A 17,651-nucleotide genomic window follows, 5' to 3' on the forward strand; every position below is an offset into this window, starting at 1 on the left:
ATGGGCAGTCGCCATGAATATTGACAGCCTCAGTCCGGCACGAAGCCGTAGAGGTTGCCATCGCGCGTCTGCACCACCAGGGACGTGCCCGCCACAACCGGCGCAGCGGTAATCTCGCTGCCATCGGTCTTCAGGCGTGCCACGAACTGGCCGTCCTCACGCGAAATGAAGTGTACATAGCCCTCGTAATCGCCCGCCACCACCGAACGCCCCACCGCCAGCGGCGTGCCGAGGCGTCGGTAGAGCAGTTGATCGTTCTTCCAGCGTTCGGTACCGTTCTGACGGTCGAAGGCATGGACCACCGAGCGCTCGTCGCTGGCGTACAGCGAGGCGTCATCCTGCGCGGGGCCGGTCGGAGACGAGAAATCCTTGCCCCATTGCGGCTGGCCATTGGCCAGTTCCAGGCAGGCGATCCGTCCCTGGAACGTGGTGGCGCAAACCTGGCGGCCATTGACCATGGGCTGGCCCGTCACGTCGTTGAGCCGTTCGATTTCGGACACGCCCTTCGGATAGGAAACCGTGCTCTCCCAGCGCAGCACGCCGTTGCCGGGGGCCAGCACGCCCAGCTTGCCGCCGGGGAAGCCCATCACAATGCCGTCGCCGGCAAACACCATGCCCATCGACGCACGCAGGTTGAGCGCGGTCTGCGAGCGCTGGTAGATCCAGCGGCGCTCGCCGGTCTGCGCGTCCAGGCCCAGCACGCGGGTATCGGTCGTACGCACCACCACCAGGCCGTTGCCGACCAGCGGCGCGGAGAGGACCTCGCCATTGACCTGCTTCTTCCAGAGCTGCTTGCCGCTGCCGTCGAAGGCGATCACTGCGCCCTTCTCTCCCGCCACCGCCGTGACGGAGCCGTCGCTACCCGGCCCGGAGGTCAGGTCGATGTCGGTCTTGGCCTCCCACAGGGTACGGCCGGTGGCGCCGTCGAGCGCCACCACCTTGCCGCCGTTGGAAGACGCATAGACGGTGCCGCCGGCGACGGCGGGCTGCAGCGTGTACGGGCCGCCCTTGCCGACGCTGGCTTTCCAGGCCTGGCGCACCGACAGCGTCTGGGTGATCGGCTTGAGTTCGACCGGCGTACGCTTGTCACTCTTGCTGAACAGCGAGCAGCCGCCAAGGCTGGCGACGCTGGCCGCACAAGCGGTGGCCACCACCAGGGCGCGGACGAAATTGCCGTGTTGCTGGTTCTGGGCCGTGCCGGAAAACAATGACTTCATGAGGTTCCGATCCTGAATTGGGTTGAAGCGCAAGGGTGCGGGCCTGCGCAAATGCGAGCGCCCGCGGGCCTGTGGGCTAGCCGGATCTACCGCCTTCAGGCGGTGCCCAGCGCGTCGAGCTTGAACTGGATGATCTGGCGCATGGCCGCATCGTTGGCGCTCAGCTTGTCGAGCGCCTTCTGATAGGCCGACCGTGCTTCCGAGCGCTTGTCCTGGGCTGCCAGCAGATCGCCGCGGCGGTCGGCATACAGTGCCACGAACGGTGCCGGCGGCTCGTCCTTCAGCAGCGCCAGGCCCTGGTCGTAAGCCTTCTCGTCGAGCAGCACGCCAGCCAGGCGCACGCGCGCGAGGTGGGCATATTCGCCTTCACCGTGGTCGATCGCCCACTGCAGCTGGGTCTTCGCGCCGGCCAGGTCGCCTGCATCGTACAGCACCTTGGCCGACACCAGCGCGGTCATGGGGCCATAGGCGGTCTTGCCGAATTTCTGCTCGAGGTCGCCGGCGGCGCGCTTGATCCGCTCCACGTCGCGGCTCTCGGCGGCCTTGACGACCTGCTCGTACAGCAGCGCGGCTTCGCCGGCCTGCTTGCGTTGCCAGTAGTTCCAGCCGCTCCAGGCAGCGAAGGCCAGCAAGCCGGCGATCAGGGCCCAGGTCACGGTATTGCCGTACTGGCGCCACCAGGCCTTGAGGCTTTCAAGCTGTTCCTGTTCTTCTAGATCGTAAGCCATGTCGAGGGATCCACCCGCGTGTGTTTGTTATAAGGGACCGCGCCGCGCGGCCCCCGGTTCCGCTGCCTGGTTTTCTTATTCGCTGGCGCCGACCATCGCGTCGATGATGTGGGCGACCAGTTCTTCAGCCGGTACCGTCACCTGCGCGCCACCGCCTTCGGCCTGCGCGCCCTGCCGCAGATCCTTGACCTGGACCGTACCCGCCGCCACTTCGTCGTCGCCAATGATAACGGCATAGCCAGCGCCGTTACCGTCCGCGCGCTTCATCTGCGACTTGAAGCTGCCGCTCTTGCCGTCCGGCGTGGCGTGCAGCAGCACGTCGAGCCCGGCATCGCGCAGCCGCTCGGCGACGATCATGGCCTGCAGGCCCGCCGCTTCGCCCTGGTGGACGAGGTACACATCGCACCCTTCCGCCTGCGGCGCGAGTTTCTCCTCGCGCAGCAGCTCGATGATGCGCTCGATGCCCATCGCCCAGCCGCAAGCGGGCGCCGGCTTGCCGCCCATCTGCGCGATCAGCGGATCGTAGCGGCCGCCGCCGGCAATGGTGCCCTGCGCGCCGAGCTTGTCGGTGATCCACTCGAACACCGTCAGGTTGTAGTAATCCAGCCCTCGCACCAGGCGCGGGTTGATCTTGAACGGGATGTTGTTGGCCTTGAGCAGGCGCTGCACGCCTTCAAAGTGGGCAAGCGACTCCTCGCCCAGGAAGTCGATCAGCTTGGGCGCGTTGCTTGCCATTTCCTGCAGCGCGGGATTCTTGGTATCCAGCACGCGCAACGGGTTGGTGTACAGGCGGCGCTTGCTGTCTTCGTCAAGAATGTCCTGGAAGTCTTCCAGGTACTTGATCAGTTCTTCGCGATGCGCGGCGCGCTCGTGCGCCTGGCCCAGCGAATTGAGCTCCAGCCGCACCCCGACCAGCCCGAGGTCGTCCCACAGGCGCTGGCACATCATGATGATCTCGGCATCCACGTCGGGACCGGCGAAACCGAGTGCCTCCGCACCAAGCTGGTGGAACTGGCGATAGCGCCCGCGCTGGGGACGCTCGTGGCGGAACATCGGGCCGGTGTACCACAGGCGCTTGGGGCCGTCGTACAGCAGGTTGTGCTCGATGGTGGCACGCACCGCGGCCGCCGTGCCCTCGGGGCGCATCGTCAGTTGCTCGCCGTTGAGCGCGTCGGTGAAGGAATACATTTCCTTCTCGACGATGTCGGTAACTTCGCCGATGCCGCGCACGAACAACTGCGTGTGCTCGACGATGGGCGTGCGGATCTGCTGGTAGCCATAGGCGCGCAGCATGGCGCGCGCGGCGCTCTCGAAATGCTCCCACAGCGGCGCGTCCGCGGGCAGCATGTCGTTCATGCCCTTGACGCCCTGCAGTGCCTTGGGCAACTTGATCTTGCTGTCGGCCTTGACGCCGTCGCTGGCGACCGCCGGATTCACGGGTTGATTCATCTTCTGTTGTCTTTCCCTGCAGCGCCTGGCCTTGATGGCTCAGGCTGCCGCCTCATTACCTGCGCGCCCGGCATCCTTGCCGTATCGGGTGCGCACATAGTCATCGACGATCGCCTGGAATTCCTCGGCAATCCTGTCGCCGCGCAGCGTCTTGACCTTGACGCCGTCGACGAACACCGGCGCCGCCGGCGATTCGCCCGAGCCCGGCAGCGAGATGCCGATATTGGCATGCTTGCTTTCGCCCGGCCCGTTCACGATGCAGCCCATCACGGCCACATCCATTTCCTCCACGCCTGGGTAGGCGGTCTTCCAGGTGGGCATCTGCTCACGCAGGTAGCTCTGGATACTGGACGCCAGTTCCTGGAAAGTAGTGCTGGTGGTGCGGCCGCAGCCGGGGCAGGCAATCACCATCGGGGTGAAGTTGCGCAGTCCCATGGTCTGCAGGATCTCCTGCCCCACATAGACTTCCTTCTCGCGCGCAGCGCCGGGTTCCGGTGTCAGCGAGATGCGGATGGTGTCGCCGATGCCTTCCTGCAGCAGCACCGAGAGTGCGGCGGTGGAGGCCACGATGCCCTTGCTGCCCATGCCCGCCTCGGTCAGCCCGAGGTGCAAGGCGTAGTCGCACCGCTTGGTCAGCTCGCGGTACACCGCGATCAGCTCCTGCACCTGCGAGACCTTGCACGACAGGATAATCTGGTTGCCGGGCAGGCCAATTTCCTCGGCCTTCTTCGCCGACTCAATGGCGGAGGTGATCAGCGCCTCGACCATCACGTTCTGGGCCGGCCACGGCTCGGCGCGCCGCGCGTTCTCGTCCATGACGCGCGCCAGCAGCGACTGGTCCAGGCTGCCCCAGTTGACGCCGATGCGCACCGGCTTGTCATAGCGGCAGGCCATCTCGATCATCTGCGCGAATTGCGTGTCACGTTTCGCGCCCTGCCCTACGTTGCCGGGGTTGATGCGGTACTTCGACAGCGCCTGGGCGCAGTCGGGGAAATCCTGCAGCAGCTTATGGCCGTTGTAGTGGAAGTCGCCCACCAGCGGCACATTCACGCCCATGCGGTCCAACTGCTCGCGCAGGGCGGGCACCGCCGCCGCGGCTTCCGGCGTATTGACCGTGATGCGCACAATCTCGGAACCGGCACGCGCCAGTTCCTTGACCTGGATCGCGGTGCCGATGGCATCCACCGTGTCGGTATTCGTCATCGACTGCACGCGCACGGGCGCGTCGCCACCGATGGTGACCACGTTGTCGCCCCACACCACGCGCGCCTGGCGCGTCTTGCGGCGGGGCAACGGGCCGGGCAGGACCGGCATACAAGCCTGTTGATTCATAGCATTACCACCTTGCAATGCGGAGATACGCATGGCTGGAGAAACGACGTTCAGGGTAGCGTCAGGCGCGCCACGTTGTTGCGGTTCGCGGACTGCAGGTCGACCGGCGTGCCGTTGCGGGTCAGCGACTCGACGCCCTTGACATTGCCGATCACGATTTTATAAGGCGGCGTACCACCGCCGCTCAGATCCTGGCCGGCACGCGCGGTGCCGCCGAGTACAACCTTGCCGCCGCGGTCGCGGATCTCATACCAGGTGTCGGAAGTAAAACGGATCCGCAACTCGCCGGTACCGGCCGCCGCAGTTGATACCGCGGTTGCGGCGGACGCTGCTGGCGCTGGCGCCGCTGGCATCGCAGGCGCTGGTGCCGAACCAGCAATCCCGGCGGAGGCCGGGGCCGCCGGCGCCACCACGGCGGGGCCACTGGCCGGCAGCGCCTCGGAAGGCGCGGGGGCGTCGGACGCAGCCATCACCGGCGGCAGCGCGGCCGTCACGGTACCTGGCTCGCTGCCTTGCACCGTGGTTTCCGCTGCCGGGGGCGCCGTGAGGTTTTCCTTTCGCGTTTCCATCCATTGCTTGAAATGGTCCAGGCCGAAAAACACGCCGCCGCCAATCACGGCGACGACCAGGGCCAGCCAGATCCAGCGGCCACCGGAGCCACCCGAGCCAAAGCGGTTGCGGTCGTCGAAGCTTTCGTTCAGGCCGCCTTCGCGGCGCATGCCGATTTCCACCACCGGCACGGCCTGCGCGTGAAAGCGCGCCAGCAGGGCATCGATGTCGACCTGGAGCATTCGCGCATAGGCGCGCATCACGCCTTTGGCAAAGGTCACGTCGGGCAACGCCGCGACGTCGCCCTGCTCAATCGCCGCCAGCTTGTGCGCGGCGACCTTCAGCCGCGCACTGACATCTTCCAGCGAGAAACGCTGATGCTGGCGCGCTTGCGCCAGGCGATCACCGATCTCGCGCGCCACCGCCTCGCGCCCGGCGTCGGCGGCGGTGCCGCCCACGTGTCCCGTCGCTGCAGTCTGGCCCTCGGCGCGCTCGTGCTCACTCATCCCATGCTCCTTGTTCGTATGCGGTCAACTCACGCGAATCGGGGAAACGGCTGCGCAACTGTGCCACCAGGGCATTCTGCGCCGCGACGTCGCCCTGACGGCGGGCAATGCGCGCACCCAGCCAGAGGGATTGCGCGCTGACGAAATTGCTGCTGTTGACGCGCCCGACATACTGCTGGGCTCGCTGGTAGTCCCCGCGCTGGTAATACAGCAGCGCCAGGTTGCTGTTCGCCACCGGGTTGCCGCGATCGAATCGCAGCGCGCCAAACAGGCTCTTCTCGGCCGCCTCGTCCTTGCCATTGCGCAACTGGCAGGTGCCGAGGCTGGTCAGGGCCTTGCCCGGCCCGCTCGCCGACGGAGCGGACACCGCGCGTTCCAGGTAGGGCACGCCTTCGGCATAGCGCCCGTTCATGCACAGGAACCAGCCATAGTTGTTCAGTATGTCGCCATCGTCGGCGCGCATCGACAGCGCGGTGCGAAAGCTCTCCTCGGCCAGCACGCGCTCGTTCATATTCATATAGACCAGCGCGCGGATATGGTACGCATCGACCAGGGTCGGATCGATCGCGATGGCCTGCTTCGCTTCGTCCAATGCAACGCCGTACTGGCCGGCCTCCAGGTAGCTGGTTGCCAGCTGGAGGCGGATCGTGGCGCGCCGGCTAATATCGGTCTGGTCGGATGCCGTCTGCAGTTCCGGCTTGGCCGGCGGCGGCAGCTGGCAGGCAGACAGCAGCACCAGTCCCATCAGGACCGCGACTATCAGACGCGTCATGCAGGGCGTGCCTCTTGCGGCTGGCTGGGAGCAGCCACGATCGGCGTGATCTTGCCGAACTTGCCGCGCTGCGCCAGGCGGGTGCGGTCCTTGACCTCGCCAGCCAGCTGGCCGCAGGCGGCATCGATATCGTCGCCGCGGGTCTTGCGGATGGTGGTGACGATGCCGGCGTCCATCAAGACCTGGGCGAAGCGACGGATCTGCTCGTTGTTCGAGCGCTTGAGGCCCGACTCCGGGAAGGGGTTGAACGGGATCAGGTTGAATTTGCATGGCACGTCGGCCACCAGCTTCAACAGTTCCCGGGCATGCTCGACACCGTCGTTGACGCCATCCAGCATGCAATATTCGAAAGTGATGAAATCGCGCGGGGCGAATTCGAGATAGCGACGGCAAGCCGCCATCAGTTCGGCCAGCGGATACTTCTTGTTGAGCGGCACCAGCATGTCGCGCAACGGGTCGTTGGACGCGTGCAGCGAAACTGCCAGCGCCACGGGCAAATCCTTGGCCAGGCGGTCCATCATCGGCACCACGCCGGAAGTGGACAGCGTCACGCGCCGGCGCGACAGCCCATAGGCGTTGTCGTCCAGCATGAGGCGCATGGCCGGCACCACCTGATCGTAGTTGAGCAGCGGCTCGCCCATGCCCATCATCACCACATTGGAGATGACGCGGTCGTCCTTGGGGCCACGGCCCAGCTGGGCACGCATGGCGAACTCGGCCATCCATAGCTGGCCGATGATCTCGCCAGTGGACAGGTTGCGCGAGAAGCCCTGCTTGCCGGTGGAACAAAAGCGGCAATTGACGGCGCACCCCGCCTGGGAAGACACGCACAGCGTGCCGCGCGTCTCCTCAGGGATGTACACCGTCTCCACCGCATCGCCGGCGCCAACGTCGAGCAGCCACTTGCGCGTGCCGTCGGCCGACAGGTTGTCGGTGATAACGGCGGGCGAGCGGATCTCGGCCCGCGTGGCGAGCTTTTCGCGCAGCGACTTGGCGAGATCCGACATGGCATCGAAACGGCTGGCGCCGAACTGGTGAATCCAGCGCTGCAACTGCCGCGCACGAAACGGCTTCTCGCCGAGCTCCCCGCAATAAGCGGTGAGCGCGTCCGCATCCAGATCGAGCAGGTTGACGAGAGTGTTCATGACGGCAGTATCGACTTCAATATCAGTCTAGTCTTGGGCAATATGCCAGACAATCAGCGGCTGTAAACGTTCATGCCGGGGAAGAAGAAAGCAATCTCGACGGCAGCGGTTTCCGCTGCGTCCGAGCCGTGCACGGCGTTGGCGTCGATGCTGTCGGCGAAATCGGCGCGGATGGTACCGGCTTCAGCCTTCTTCGGGTCGGTCGCGCCCATCAGGTCGCGGTTCTTCAGGATGGCGCTTTCGCCTTCCAGGGCCTGGATCATCACCGGGCCGGAAACCATGAAGTCCACCAGGTCCTTGAAGAACGGGCGGGCTGCGTGCACTGCGTAGAACTGCTCGGCTTCGCCGCGCGACAGGTGAACCATCTTGGCAGCCACGACCTTCAGGCCGGCGGCCTCGAAACGCGCGTAAATCTGGCCAATGACATTCTTTGCCACGGCATCCGGCTTGATAATCGACAGGGTGCGTTCGATCGCCATAAAAACTCCGAAAAATGAAGGGGTTACAACTGGATTAAACGTGCAATTCTAGCACGAGACAGTTATGGTTTCGAGAATGCCCATAGTCGCCCGTCACCGAATGCCGGGACTGATGGAGCCTACGCCGCAAAGCAACACAAAGATCACATTAAAGAGGGCGCGGGCAGGGAACGCACAAGGCGCATGGCGATCGAATGGTCACTGGCAGCGCGGATTCTGCGTAAAAGTGGCGAATGAGTTCCCCGCCCCTTGCAATTCCCCCTCCGCGATGCCACATTTGCGTTGTGCCCGCTGGGTTACCCCGGCGCCTCGCCGTTTTGAGACAGGAGTCACCATGGATAACAAGCTGAACACATACAGTTTCGGCAGCGGCACCGCAACGAGCGACGTTGTGGTGCGCAATCGGGTCATGCGCAACACTTACTGGTTGCTCGCCATTTCGATGATCCCCACCGTACTCGGTGCCTGGATCGGCGTCACAACCGGCTTCAGCCTGATGAAAGGCAGCCCCGGCCTGTCGCTGATCCTGTTCCTGGGCATCGCGTTCGGCTTCTTCTACGCCATCGAGAAGACCAAGAACAGCAGCATGGGCGTGGTCCTGCTGCTGGCCTTTACCTTCTTCATGGGCCTGATGCTGTCGCGCCTGATCGGGTCGGTGCTGCAGTTCTCGAACGGTCCGGCACTGATCATGTATGCCTTCGGCGGCACAGCGGCGGTATTCGGCGCCATGGCCACCGTCGCCACCGTCAGCAAGCGCGACTTCTCCGGGCTGAGCAAATTCCTGTTCGTCGGGGTGATTCTGCTGATCCTGGCCAGCGTCGCCAATATCTGGCTGCAGTTGCCGTCCCTGATGATCACGGTTTCGGTGATCGCCATCGGCATCTTCTCGGCCTATATCCTTTTCGACGTGCAGCGCGTGCTGAACGGCGGCGAGACCAACTACATCACGGCAACGCTGGCAATTTATCTGGACGTGTACAACGTCTTCGCCAACTTGCTGGCACTGCTCGGCATTTTCGGCGGCAACCGCGACTGAGGCGGGCGGCCTCGCGCCGCCCTGCTCCGGAACAAAAAATGCCAGCGCCTGGGCGCTGGCATTTTTCTTTTGCATCGTCCGGCCGCCCGCGCCGGCCATCAGCCCCGATCGAACACCGCGATCGACTCGACGTGCGAGGTGTGCGGGAACATATTGACCACCCCCGCGCCCGACAGGCGGTAGCCGGCCTCGTGCACCAGCAAGCCGGCGTCCCGCGCCAGCGTGGCCGGGTTGCAGGACACATATACAATGCGCTTGGGCAGCACATCGCTGCCAGCCTGGGCCAGTTCGCCCAGCGCCCTGCTTACCGCCAGCGCGCCTTCGCGCGGCGGATCGATCAGCCAGCGGTCGAAGCGGCCGAGCGCGGCGATGTCCTCGGCGCCCACCTCGAACAGGTTGCGGCAAGCAAACTCGGTCTTGTGGTCCAGCCCGTTGACAGCCGCATTGGCAAGCGCCCGCCTGGTCAGGACCTCGCTGCCCTCAATGCCCATCACCGAGCGGCCGCGCGTCGCCAGCGGCAGCGTGAAGTTACCAATGCCGCAGAACAGGTCGAGCAGCCGGTCATCCGGCTGGGCGTCCAGCAAGCGCAACGCCCGGCCAATCAACGCGCGGTTGATCTGATGGTTGACCTGGGTAAAATCAGTCGGCTTGAACGGCATCCGGATATTGAATTCCGGTAGCGTATAGGCCAGTTCGCGGTCAAGCGGGTAGAACGGCACCACCGTGTCCGGCCCCTTGGGCTGCAGCCAGAACTGCACGCCGTGCCGGTCCGCGAAGCCGCGCAGCAACGCCTCGTCAGCCTCGGTAAGCGGCTCCAGGATGCGCAGCACCAGCACTGTCAGGTCCTGGCCCACAGCCAGTTCGACCTGCGGCATGCGGTCACGGATCGACAGTCCCGTGATCAGTTCACGCAGGGGCACCAGCAGGGCCGAAACGTGCGGCGGCAGCACTTCGCAGCGCGTCATATCTGCCACATAGCTGCTCTTCCTTTCATGGAAGCCGACCAGTGCCGTGCCTTTTTTGGCCACATACCGCACGGTCAGACGGGCCCGGTAGCGATAGCCCCAGTCAGGCCCTGCAATCGGGCGGAATACCACGTCCGGGCGCAGTTTCGACAGATGCCAGAGATCATCCTCCAGGACGCGTTGCTTGATGGCCACCTGCGCGCGTGCATCCAGGTGCTGCATTGAACAACCGCCACAGATACCAAAGTACTGGCAGCCCGGTTCCACGCGCATCGACGAAGACTTCTTGATCTCGACCAGATTCGCCTGTTCGTAACTTGCCTTGCGCTTGAAGCTGCGGTAGCTGACGGTTTCGCCCGGCAGCGCGCCTTCGACGAAAATCACCTTGCCGGGAGTGCCGTCTTCATTGACCAGCCGGCCAACGCCGCGCGCCTCCATATCGAGGCTGTGGATCTGTACGACGGGCTGCGCCGCGGGCGCGGGCTGAGCGGAAACGGGAGCCGCCGGGGAGGCGGAAGCGCCACCTTCTGGCGCCGATTGGGCTTGCGGACGAGTCACGGCTTGGGACACCTGGGGGACCTGACGTATTGTTTTGTAAAAGCGCGATTGTAGTCCAGACGCTGCCTCGAGCGGCCGCGCGGCGGCTTCGACGTAACAACAATGGGACAAGCGCGCAAGATAGGCGCAACATGGATGCAGCGTGCGCGTGGCACCGCCGGCACCGAACACCGGCACCGCGCGCAACGGAATTCGAGCAGGGAGGCGACATGGAACTGATTTCCTGGAATATCCAGTGGGGTCGTGGCGCCGACGGGCGCGTGGACCTGGGTCGCACGGTCAGGACTCTGCGCGCGATCGCAGATGCCGATGTGCTCTGCCTGCAGGAAGTGACACGGGGCTATGGCGACCTCGGCGGCGGACCTGGCCCAGACCAGGTGGCTGAACTGGCGGCACTGCTCCCCGGCTACCGGATTCTGTACGCGCCGGGGGTGGACCGCTTCTCCGCGGATGGTTCGCCGCGCCAGTTCGGCAACCTCATCGCCACCCGCCTGCCCCTGTGCGAAGTGTTCCACCACGCCCTGCCCTGGCCTGCCGATCCAACCGTACCATCGATGCCACGCGTCGCGCTGGAAGCTACGGTGCTGGCAGGCGATCGACGCTTGCGCGTGATCTGCACCCATCTCGAGTACTACTCGACGCACCAGCGCGCAGCCCAGACCGACGCGCTGCGCGCATGGCACCGCGAAGCGTGCGAGCACGCCAGCCAGCCCGGCCTGGCTGAAACCGGCCCCGGCCCGTTCACGCCCGAGCCGCGCCCCGCTTCCGCCGTATTGTGCGGCGACTTCAACAGCGTCCCGGACGACATTGCGTATCTGCGCATGCTGGCACCGTACGATGGCTCTCACGAGACCGGCATCATCGGTTGGCATGACGCCTGGATGCACGCCAATCCCGGCAAGCCCCACGCGCCCACCTGCGCGTTGCACGACAAGGATCAGTGGCCGGAAGCACCATTCGCATGCGACTTTGTCTTCCTCACGGAAGACCTGCTGTCGCACGTGCTGTGCTGCGAGGTGGACAGCGAAACGCAGGCCTCGGACCACCAGCCGATCTATCTGTCCCTGGCGGACGAATAAAAGGGAGGCGAGGCGCTGTCAGATCTCCGGTTCTTCGTCGTCATCGCCGCCAGCGTGCACCGGCTTGATGCGGAAGGACTGGAGGTATTCGATCCACTGCGAACCGGGCAACTCGGCAAGCGATTCCTGCACGAATTCGATCTCGGTATCGAACTGCCTGGGCGTCAGGCCGCCGCGCATCAACTGGAAGCGGCAATACATCAGATAGGTATTGACGACATCAGTCTCGCAGTAGTCGCGGATCGCGCCCAACTGGCCATCCTGAAAGGCCTGCCAGACCTTGCTGCCATCCATGCCCATCTTTCCGGGAAAGCCGCACAACTTGGCCAGGTCGTCCAGCGGTGCGCTGGCGCGCGGCTGGTACATCGCCAGCAGATCCATCAGGTCGAGGTGCCGCATGTGGTAGCGGCTGATGTAGTTATTCCACTTGAAATCGCGGCTGTCGGACTCGCTGCCCTCGCCCATTTCCCAGTAGCGCTGCGCCACGATGCCGTGGACCAGCCCGCGGTAGTGCAGCACGGGCAGGTCGAAGCCGCCGCCGTTCCACGACACCATCTGTGGCGAATAGCGCGCAACCAGGTCGTAGAACTTCTGGATCAGCACTGCCTCGCCGTCTTCCAGCGTGCCCAGCGAGCCCACATGGAAGACCGGGCTGCCGTCCCGCTGGTTCCGGCGCAACACGCAGGAAATGGCAGCGATGCGCTGCAGGTAGTGCGGCAGGAAATCGCTGCCGTTTTTCTCGCGGCGGGCCGCGAAGGCATGTTCGGCGACTTCGGCGTCGCTCATGGAATCGGGATGGTCGTGCAGACGACGCAATCCATCGACATCGGGAATCGTCTCGATGTCGAAAACCAGCACAGGTGTCATAGAACAGCGTCCTTGCGCACGCCTTGCGATGCAAAATGGCGTTTGAGCTTGACCAGCGCCTCTTGCTGGATCTGGCGCACGCGTTCGCGTGTCAGTCCCATTTCCTCGGCAAGTTCTTCCAGCGTGGCCGGCTCGATATGATTAAGGCCGAAGCGGCGCTCCACCACGTAGCGGTGTTTTTCCGACAGGCGCGCCAGCCACTGTTTCATCAGGTTTTCCAGTTCCCGGTGCGCGACCTCCTGGTCGGGCGCGGCGTTGTGCTCGTCCGAGAGGAAATCGAGCAAGCTGGAGCCCGGATCGAGATCGAAAGGCGTGTCGAGCGAGGTGGTGTGCTCGTTGAGCGCGAGCACGTCCTGCACTTCGTCGGGCGTCTTGCCAAGCAGATGGGCGATATCTTCCAGGCTGGCGTCGCGGCCGTCGGTGCCGCCTTTTTCCAGATGACGCTTGGCACGCAGCACCTGGTTGAGCTCGCGGATGACATGGACCGGCAGGCGTACGGTACGCGCCTGGTTCATGATGGCGCGCTCGATGCTCTGGCGGATCCACCAGGTGGCGTAGGTCGAGAAACGGAATCCACGCGAGGGATCGAATTTCTCGATCGCGTGCATCAGGCCGAGATTGCCTTCCTCGATCAGGTCCAGCAGCGGCACGCCGCGATTGAGATAGCCCTTGGCAATGCTGACCACCAGCCGCAGGTTGCGCTCGATCATGACCTGGCGCGCCGAAAAGTCGCCACCCTTGGCCAGCGTGGAAAAATGCAGTTCCTCGGGGGCCGACAGCAGCGGCTTGATGCTGATACGGTTCAGGTAATGCTGGACGGTATCGGCTGCCAGTTCGGTATGCAGCACGGTGCGAAAATCGTCATGGTCGGGCGCGGCGGCCTCTGTACCGTTCTCGGTTTCCTCTTCGTCCTCGGAGTCTTCCTCGTCCTCGTCGCGGGCCTGCCGTTCGACTTCCTCGACCATCAGGTCGGCCTCGCGCAATCCTACCGCCGTACCCGTGGTGATGGGCTCATCGGTCAGTGGAACCATGTCGGCGGCCGGGTCCTGTTCATAGGCTTCGGAATCGGCGTCGGCTCGCGCCACGCCAGCGGACTGCTGCAACTCCGGCTGCTTGGAACGCCGGGTCCGGCTGGTGCTTCCGGTAGAGACAGTTTTCTGGCGTGGCATGAACCCTCACTGTGGCGGCAGATACCGCATCGGATCGACTGGTTTCCCGTTCTTGCGTACCTCGAAATGCAGTTTCACACGATCGGTGTCACTGTTGCCCATCTCTGCAATCTTTTGTCCCTTGCGGACCGTTGCCTGCTCCGTCACCAGCACCTTGTCGTTGTGGCCGTAAGCAGTGAGATATGTATCGTTGTGTTTGATGATGACAAGATTCCCGTAGCCGCGCAAGGGGCCAACGTGAATCACGCGGCCATCGTCGGCAGCCTGCACCGCATCGCCCTTCTTGCCGGCAATATCGATGCCCTTGTTGCCTTTTTCGTCGAATCGTCCGATCAACTGGCCGGTGACCGGCCATGCCAGCTTGATTGTGCCTTCAGCGGCGGCGGCGGACGCGGGCGCCGAGGGCGCGGAAGCCCCGCCAGCGGCGGCAGTCGACGGAATCGGGGTGGGAACCGGACGAGCCTGGTCGATCGGCTGCGCCTGCACGCTGCCGGGCGCCACCGGCACGGTGGCCACGCCAGTGCCCGCGTTGACGTCGGCGCCCGGCGGCACCACCCGCAACAATTGACCCACCTCAATCTGATTCGCATTCGCGAGCGAATTCCAGGCCGCGACATCGCGGTAGGACTGGCCGTTCTCGAGCGCGATTCGATAAAGCGTATCGCCTCGCTTGACGCGATAGTATCCAGGCGGCGCAGGCTCCAGCGGGACGACGCCAGCGACACCGGCGCCGGAGGTGCGGTCCACCACCGGCGCTGGCATCGGCGAGGAGGCGCAGGCCGCCAGCAGGGCCAGCAACAGGGAGGCGGTGGCGAGCTGCCCGGCGCGGGCGATACGTTCCGTGTTCACGATATTGTGCATAGTTCGACTCAGATAGTGCCCGATTTTAATGGCACAAAGAAAACGGCTTCAAGCGCGGTCCGGTGAAAACGATGCCGGTTACGCCGCTCGATCAACAATAACTGCTGTGTGACGGTCTGGCCCGGCCCGCCGGCGGGGGGCGCCACCGCCACAGGCGCGATCAGCCGCCCGCCGACTGCCAGCTGCTCCAGCAACGCCTGCGGCACCTCCATGCCGGCCGCCGCCAGGATAATCGACGAAAACGGCGCCGCCTGCGGCAAGCCCAGCATGCCGTCGCCATAATGCAGGCGCAGGTTTGGCACCCGCAGCGGCCGCAAGTTCGCCTTGGCTTGTTCGTGGAGCGGACGAATCCGCTCGATGGAAAACACTTCGCGCGCCACCAGGCTCAGTACCGCCGCCTGGTAGCCGCAGCCGGTGCCGATCTCCAGCACGCGCTCCAGAGGCTCGTCGGCGGCGAGGCCATCGCGCAACAGTTCGATCATGCGTGCCACCACCGACGGCTTGGAGATGGTCTGCTGGTGGCCGATCGGCAGCGCCGCGTCTTCATACGCTTGCGATGCCAGCCCAGGCTCGACGAACAGGTGGCGAGGGATGGTGGCAATTGCGTCGAGTACACGCTCGTCGCGAATGCCCGCTGCGCGCAACCGCGCCGCCAACGCGCCGCGCGCCCGCTCGGACGCCATCCCGCCCCCGCCCGCCGTGGAGGCACTGGCGCGAGCCTGCACGGCGCTGGCGGCCGGCGTCGGCGCGGCAGGCGCCTTGGCCGCGAGCGACTTGGCGGCCATGGCAGCGCCGCGAGCCCCGCCAACGGCAGGCATGCCGGCGGTACGCGCCGGTGCGGGCTTGCGCTCGACCACGGCGTCCAGCGACAGGGGAAACTTTGGGCGACGCGGGGCGGTACTCATGACGGCCAGATACTGCGCGCGCAAGGGCTTATGCGAGCCACTGGTTGATCTGCTCGAGCTGCCCGCGGTGTGTCAGGTCCAGCTGCAAAGGGGTCAACGACACAAAGCCTTCGCCCGTGGCGTGGAAATCCGTGCCCTCGCTCGCATCGCGTGCGTCGCCGGCAGGTCCGATCCAGTAGTTGGTGTCGCCACGCGGGTTTACCTGCGTGATAACCGGCTGCGAGGGATGACGCTTGCCCAGCCGGGTGGCGCGATAGCCTTTGAGATGCTCGAACGGCAGGCTGGGAATATTGACGTTGAGCAGGAAGGGTTCTACCGCGGGTTTGGCGATATAGCGCTCGACAATGTCGCGCGCCACGCGGGCGGCCGCGTCGAGGTGCGTCCAGCCCTTGTCCACCTGGGAAAAGGCGATCGAGGGAATGCCCAGCAAAAAACCCTCGATGGCCGCGGCGACGGTGCCGGAGTACAGCACGTCCTCACCCATGTTCTGGCCCTGGTTGATGCCTGACACCACCAGATCCGGTTTCTCGTCCAGCAGGCCGGTCAGCGCGATATGCACGCAATCGGTCGGCGTGCCGTTGACGAAACGGAAACCTTTCTGCACGCCCTCGCGCGCCTCGAAGATCGACAGCGGCCGTTGCAAGGTCAGCGAGTTCGACGCGCCGCTGTGGTTTTGCTCGGGCGCAATCACCGTGATGCGAGCCAGCGGCGCCAGCGCGGCATGTAGCGCGGCAAGCCCCGGCGCCAGGTAACCGTCATCGTTTGCGAGGAGGATATGCATGGGCGCGATTGTACCTGACAAGGCTGCTGCGGGCGCCCTGTCCGCACCGCAAATCGTGCTGCCGACCGGCCGCCGAAGATGCCCCCCGGCGCGTAACAGAACGACCGTGCTATTTTTGCGCTACACTTGCCCGGGCCTGCCTGGCGCAACGCGCATTGACCCCGCGTTCACCCATTTGCGCCATACTCTGCCGGGCATCGAACATATCACCGGAGACATGATGAAAGCCGTACTTTGCAAAGCCTGGGGCCCGCCTGATTCGCTGGTTCTTGAAACCCTGCCCGACCTGGCGCCCGGCGCGGGCGAAGTGGTCATCGACGTGAAGGCGGCCGGCGTGAATTTCCCCGACGTCCTCATCATCCAGAACAAATACCAGGCCAAGCCGCAACTGCCCTTCTCGCCCGGCTCGGAGCTGGCCGGGGTGGTCAACGCGGTGGGAGAAGGCGTGACGCACGTCAAACCCGGCGACAATGTCATCGCCTACCTCGGCAACGGCGCTTTTGCCTCGCAGGCCAAGGCGCCCGCCAGCGCGGTGGTGCCGATGCCACCGGGCATCGACTTCGAGACCGCCGCGGCATTCACCCTCACTTACGGCACCTCGCACCACGCGGTGATCGACCGCGGCGAGCTGAAGGCCGGCCAGACCATGCTGGTACTCGGTGCCGCCGGCGGCGTGGGCCTGGCCGCGATCGAGATCGGCAAGGCCATCGGCGCGCGCGTGATCGCGGCAGCTTCCACCGACGAGAAGCTCGCGGTATGCAAGGACCATGGCGCCGATGCGCTGATCAACTACAGCACCGAAGACCTGCGCGAGCGCGTCAAGGCGCTGACCGACGGACGCGGACCCGACGTGATTTACGATCCGGTCGGCGGCATCTACGCCGAGCCGGCGTTCCGCTCGATCGGCTGGCGCGGCCGCTACCTGGTGGTGGGTTTCGCCAATGGCGAAATCCCCAGGCTCCCGCTGAACCTGGCGCTGCTCAAGGGCGCCTCGCTGGTGGGCGTGTTCTGGGGCGATTTCGCACGGCGCGAACCCAAGGCGAACCAGGCCAATATGGCGCAGATGCTGGGATGGATGAAGGAAGGCAAGATCCGCCCGCATATCTCCGCGCGCTATCCGCTGGAGCAGGCGCCGCAGGCCCTGAAGGACATGGAAGCACGCAAGGTCACCGGCAAGATCGTCATCGTGCCCTGACCGCGCGCGCCTTCGGCGCTGTGCAAAAGAAAAACGCCTGGCGCCTTGGTGCCAGGCG

Annotated in this window: 17 protein-coding genes; 3 read left to right on the top strand and 14 right to left on the bottom strand. The window is 65.0% G+C overall.

Going from position 1 to position 17,651, the window contains the following annotated elements:
* Nucleotides 1–29 precede the first annotated feature (29 nt).
* From bamB to ndk, 8 genes are all read right to left on the bottom strand, one after another.
* Nucleotides 30–1,217 (bottom strand): outer membrane protein assembly factor BamB, encoded by a 1,188-nt coding sequence (gene bamB, locus ACZY0R_RS29220; RefSeq protein WP_488863310.1) that lies wholly within the window; start codon nt 1,215–1,217, stop codon nt 30–32.
* 95 nt (nt 1,218–1,312) lie between these two features.
* Complete coding sequence (locus ACZY0R_RS29225) at nt 1,313–1,945, bottom strand: YfgM family protein (protein WP_035874867.1); 633 nt, start codon at nt 1,943–1,945, stop codon at nt 1,313–1,315.
* A 75-nt stretch (nt 1,946–2,020) separates the two neighbouring features.
* On the bottom strand, nt 2,021–3,301 hold the full coding sequence (gene hisS / locus ACZY0R_RS29230) for a histidine--tRNA ligase (protein WP_488866248.1): 1,281 nt from the start codon (nt 3,299–3,301) through the stop codon (nt 2,021–2,023).
* Nucleotides 3,302–3,433: 132 nt separating this feature from the next.
* Nucleotides 3,434–4,726, bottom strand: a complete 1,293-nt coding sequence (ispG, locus tag ACZY0R_RS29235; protein WP_488863312.1) for a flavodoxin-dependent (E)-4-hydroxy-3-methylbut-2-enyl-diphosphate synthase — start codon at nt 4,724–4,726, stop codon at nt 3,434–3,436.
* 50 nt (nt 4,727–4,776) lie between these two features.
* Nucleotides 4,777–5,781, bottom strand: coding sequence for a RodZ domain-containing protein (locus ACZY0R_RS29240; RefSeq protein WP_488863314.1), 1,005 nt, complete (start codon nt 5,779–5,781; stop codon nt 4,777–4,779).
* Nucleotides 5,774–6,553, bottom strand: a complete 780-nt coding sequence (gene pilW, locus ACZY0R_RS29245; RefSeq protein ID WP_488863316.1) for a type IV pilus biogenesis/stability protein PilW — start codon at nt 6,551–6,553, stop codon at nt 5,774–5,776. Before pilW ends, ACZY0R_RS29240 begins: the two co-directional genes overlap by 8 nt.
* A complete protein-coding gene (gene rlmN / locus ACZY0R_RS29250) occupies nt 6,550–7,698 on the bottom strand; it encodes a dual-specificity RNA methyltransferase RlmN (RefSeq protein ID WP_276290033.1) in 1,149 nt (382 codons plus the stop codon). Before rlmN ends, pilW begins: the two co-directional genes overlap by 4 nt.
* Nucleotides 7,699–7,751: 53 nt before the next feature.
* Nucleotides 7,752–8,177: a nucleoside-diphosphate kinase gene (ndk, locus tag ACZY0R_RS29255; RefSeq protein ID WP_441632036.1), complete on the bottom strand. Its 426-nt coding sequence runs from the start codon at nt 8,175–8,177 to the stop codon at nt 7,752–7,754.
* Between the two features lie 334 nt (nt 8,178–8,511).
* On the opposite strand from ndk, the gene ACZY0R_RS29260 reads away from it, so the two are divergent.
* On the top strand, nt 8,512–9,213 hold the full coding sequence (locus tag ACZY0R_RS29260; RefSeq protein ID WP_045239437.1) for a Bax inhibitor-1/YccA family protein: 702 nt from the start codon (nt 8,512–8,514) through the stop codon (nt 9,211–9,213).
* Between the two features lie 98 nt (nt 9,214–9,311).
* Here the strand turns inward: ACZY0R_RS29260 and rlmD are convergent, their stop codons facing one another.
* Complete coding sequence (gene rlmD, locus ACZY0R_RS29265) at nt 9,312–10,766, bottom strand: 23S rRNA (uracil(1939)-C(5))-methyltransferase RlmD (protein ID WP_488866250.1); 1,455 nt, start codon at nt 10,764–10,766, stop codon at nt 9,312–9,314.
* 179 nt (nt 10,767–10,945) lie between these two features.
* Between rlmD and ACZY0R_RS29270 the strand changes: the two genes are divergently transcribed.
* Nucleotides 10,946–11,815 carry an endonuclease/exonuclease/phosphatase family protein gene (locus ACZY0R_RS29270; RefSeq protein WP_488863319.1) on the top strand — a complete coding sequence of 290 codons (870 nt, stop codon included), beginning with the start codon at nt 10,946–10,948 and terminating at the stop codon, nt 11,813–11,815.
* 18 nt (nt 11,816–11,833) lie between these two features.
* On the opposite strand, the gene ACZY0R_RS29275 is transcribed toward ACZY0R_RS29270, so the two are convergent.
* The 5 genes from ACZY0R_RS29275 to surE are packed head-to-tail and all read right to left on the bottom strand — an operon-like array spanning nt 11,834 to nt 16,398.
* Nucleotides 11,834–12,682 (bottom strand): 3'-5' exonuclease, encoded by an 849-nt coding sequence (locus tag ACZY0R_RS29275; protein ID WP_488863321.1) that lies wholly within the window; start codon nt 12,680–12,682, stop codon nt 11,834–11,836.
* On the bottom strand, nt 12,679–13,851 hold the full coding sequence (gene rpoS, locus ACZY0R_RS29280; RefSeq protein ID WP_045239441.1) for an RNA polymerase sigma factor RpoS: 1,173 nt from the start codon (nt 13,849–13,851) through the stop codon (nt 12,679–12,681). Before rpoS ends, ACZY0R_RS29275 begins: the two co-directional genes overlap by 4 nt.
* A gap of 6 nt (nt 13,852–13,857) precedes the next feature.
* On the bottom strand, nt 13,858–14,712 hold the full coding sequence (locus tag ACZY0R_RS29285) for a peptidoglycan DD-metalloendopeptidase family protein (RefSeq protein WP_488863323.1): 855 nt from the start codon (nt 14,710–14,712) through the stop codon (nt 13,858–13,860).
* An 8-nt stretch (nt 14,713–14,720) separates the two neighbouring features.
* Nucleotides 14,721–15,617 (bottom strand): protein-L-isoaspartate(D-aspartate) O-methyltransferase, encoded by an 897-nt coding sequence (locus ACZY0R_RS29290; RefSeq protein ID WP_045239458.1) that lies wholly within the window; start codon nt 15,615–15,617, stop codon nt 14,721–14,723.
* A gap of 28 nt (nt 15,618–15,645) precedes the next feature.
* The gene (surE, locus tag ACZY0R_RS29295; RefSeq protein ID WP_488863325.1) at nt 15,646–16,398 is read right to left on the bottom strand and encodes a 5'/3'-nucleotidase SurE; all 753 of its coding nucleotides are present in this window, start codon (nt 16,396–16,398) and stop codon (nt 15,646–15,648) included.
* A gap of 220 nt (nt 16,399–16,618) precedes the next feature.
* Here surE and ACZY0R_RS29300 point away from each other — a divergent pair, with 220 nt between their 5' ends.
* On the top strand, nt 16,619–17,593 hold the full coding sequence (locus ACZY0R_RS29300) for an NADPH:quinone oxidoreductase family protein (RefSeq protein WP_488863327.1): 975 nt from the start codon (nt 16,619–16,621) through the stop codon (nt 17,591–17,593).
* Nucleotides 17,594–17,651: the final 58 nt, after the last annotated feature.

This window comes from Cupriavidus sp. F041 (genome assembly GCF_057814235.1).

Excerpts from the sequence above, each read along its gene's own strand:
- rpoS (WP_045239441.1), bottom strand. The coding sequence starts at position 13,851 with ATGCCACGCCAGAAAACTGTCTCTACCGGAAGCACCAGCCGGACCCGG.
- ACZY0R_RS29285 (WP_488863323.1), bottom strand. The coding sequence starts at position 14,712 with ATGCACAATATCGTGAACACGGAACGTATCGCCCGCGCCGGGCAGCTC.
- ACZY0R_RS29260 (WP_045239437.1), top strand. The coding sequence starts at position 8,512 with ATGGATAACAAGCTGAACACATACAGTTTCGGCAGCGGCACCGCAACG.
- rlmN (WP_276290033.1), bottom strand. The coding sequence starts at position 7,698 with ATGAACACTCTCGTCAACCTGCTCGATCTGGATGCGGACGCGCTCACC.
- hisS (WP_488866248.1), bottom strand. The coding sequence starts at position 3,301 with ATGAACGACATGCTGCCCGCGGACGCGCCGCTGTGGGAGCATTTCGAG.
- ACZY0R_RS29290 (WP_045239458.1), bottom strand. The coding sequence starts at position 15,617 with ATGAGTACCGCCCCGCGTCGCCCAAAGTTTCCCCTGTCGCTGGACGCC.
- ispG (WP_488863312.1), bottom strand. The coding sequence starts at position 4,726 with ATGAATCAACAGGCTTGTATGCCGGTCCTGCCCGGCCCGTTGCCCCGC.
- ACZY0R_RS29240 (WP_488863314.1), bottom strand. The coding sequence starts at position 5,781 with ATGAGTGAGCACGAGCGCGCCGAGGGCCAGACTGCAGCGACGGGACAC.
- bamB (WP_488863310.1), bottom strand. The coding sequence starts at position 1,217 with ATGAAGTCATTGTTTTCCGGCACGGCCCAGAACCAGCAACACGGCAAT.
- ACZY0R_RS29300 (WP_488863327.1), top strand. The coding sequence starts at position 16,619 with ATGAAAGCCGTACTTTGCAAAGCCTGGGGCCCGCCTGATTCGCTGGTT.
- ACZY0R_RS29270 (WP_488863319.1), top strand. The coding sequence starts at position 10,946 with ATGGAACTGATTTCCTGGAATATCCAGTGGGGTCGTGGCGCCGACGGG.
- ACZY0R_RS29225 (WP_035874867.1), bottom strand. The coding sequence starts at position 1,945 with ATGGCTTACGATCTAGAAGAACAGGAACAGCTTGAAAGCCTCAAGGCC.
- ACZY0R_RS29275 (WP_488863321.1), bottom strand. The coding sequence starts at position 12,682 with ATGACACCTGTGCTGGTTTTCGACATCGAGACGATTCCCGATGTCGAT.
- ndk (WP_441632036.1), bottom strand. The coding sequence starts at position 8,177 with ATGGCGATCGAACGCACCCTGTCGATTATCAAGCCGGATGCCGTGGCA.
- pilW (WP_488863316.1), bottom strand. The coding sequence starts at position 6,553 with ATGACGCGTCTGATAGTCGCGGTCCTGATGGGACTGGTGCTGCTGTCT.
- surE (WP_488863325.1), bottom strand. The coding sequence starts at position 16,398 with ATGCATATCCTCCTCGCAAACGATGACGGTTACCTGGCGCCGGGGCTT.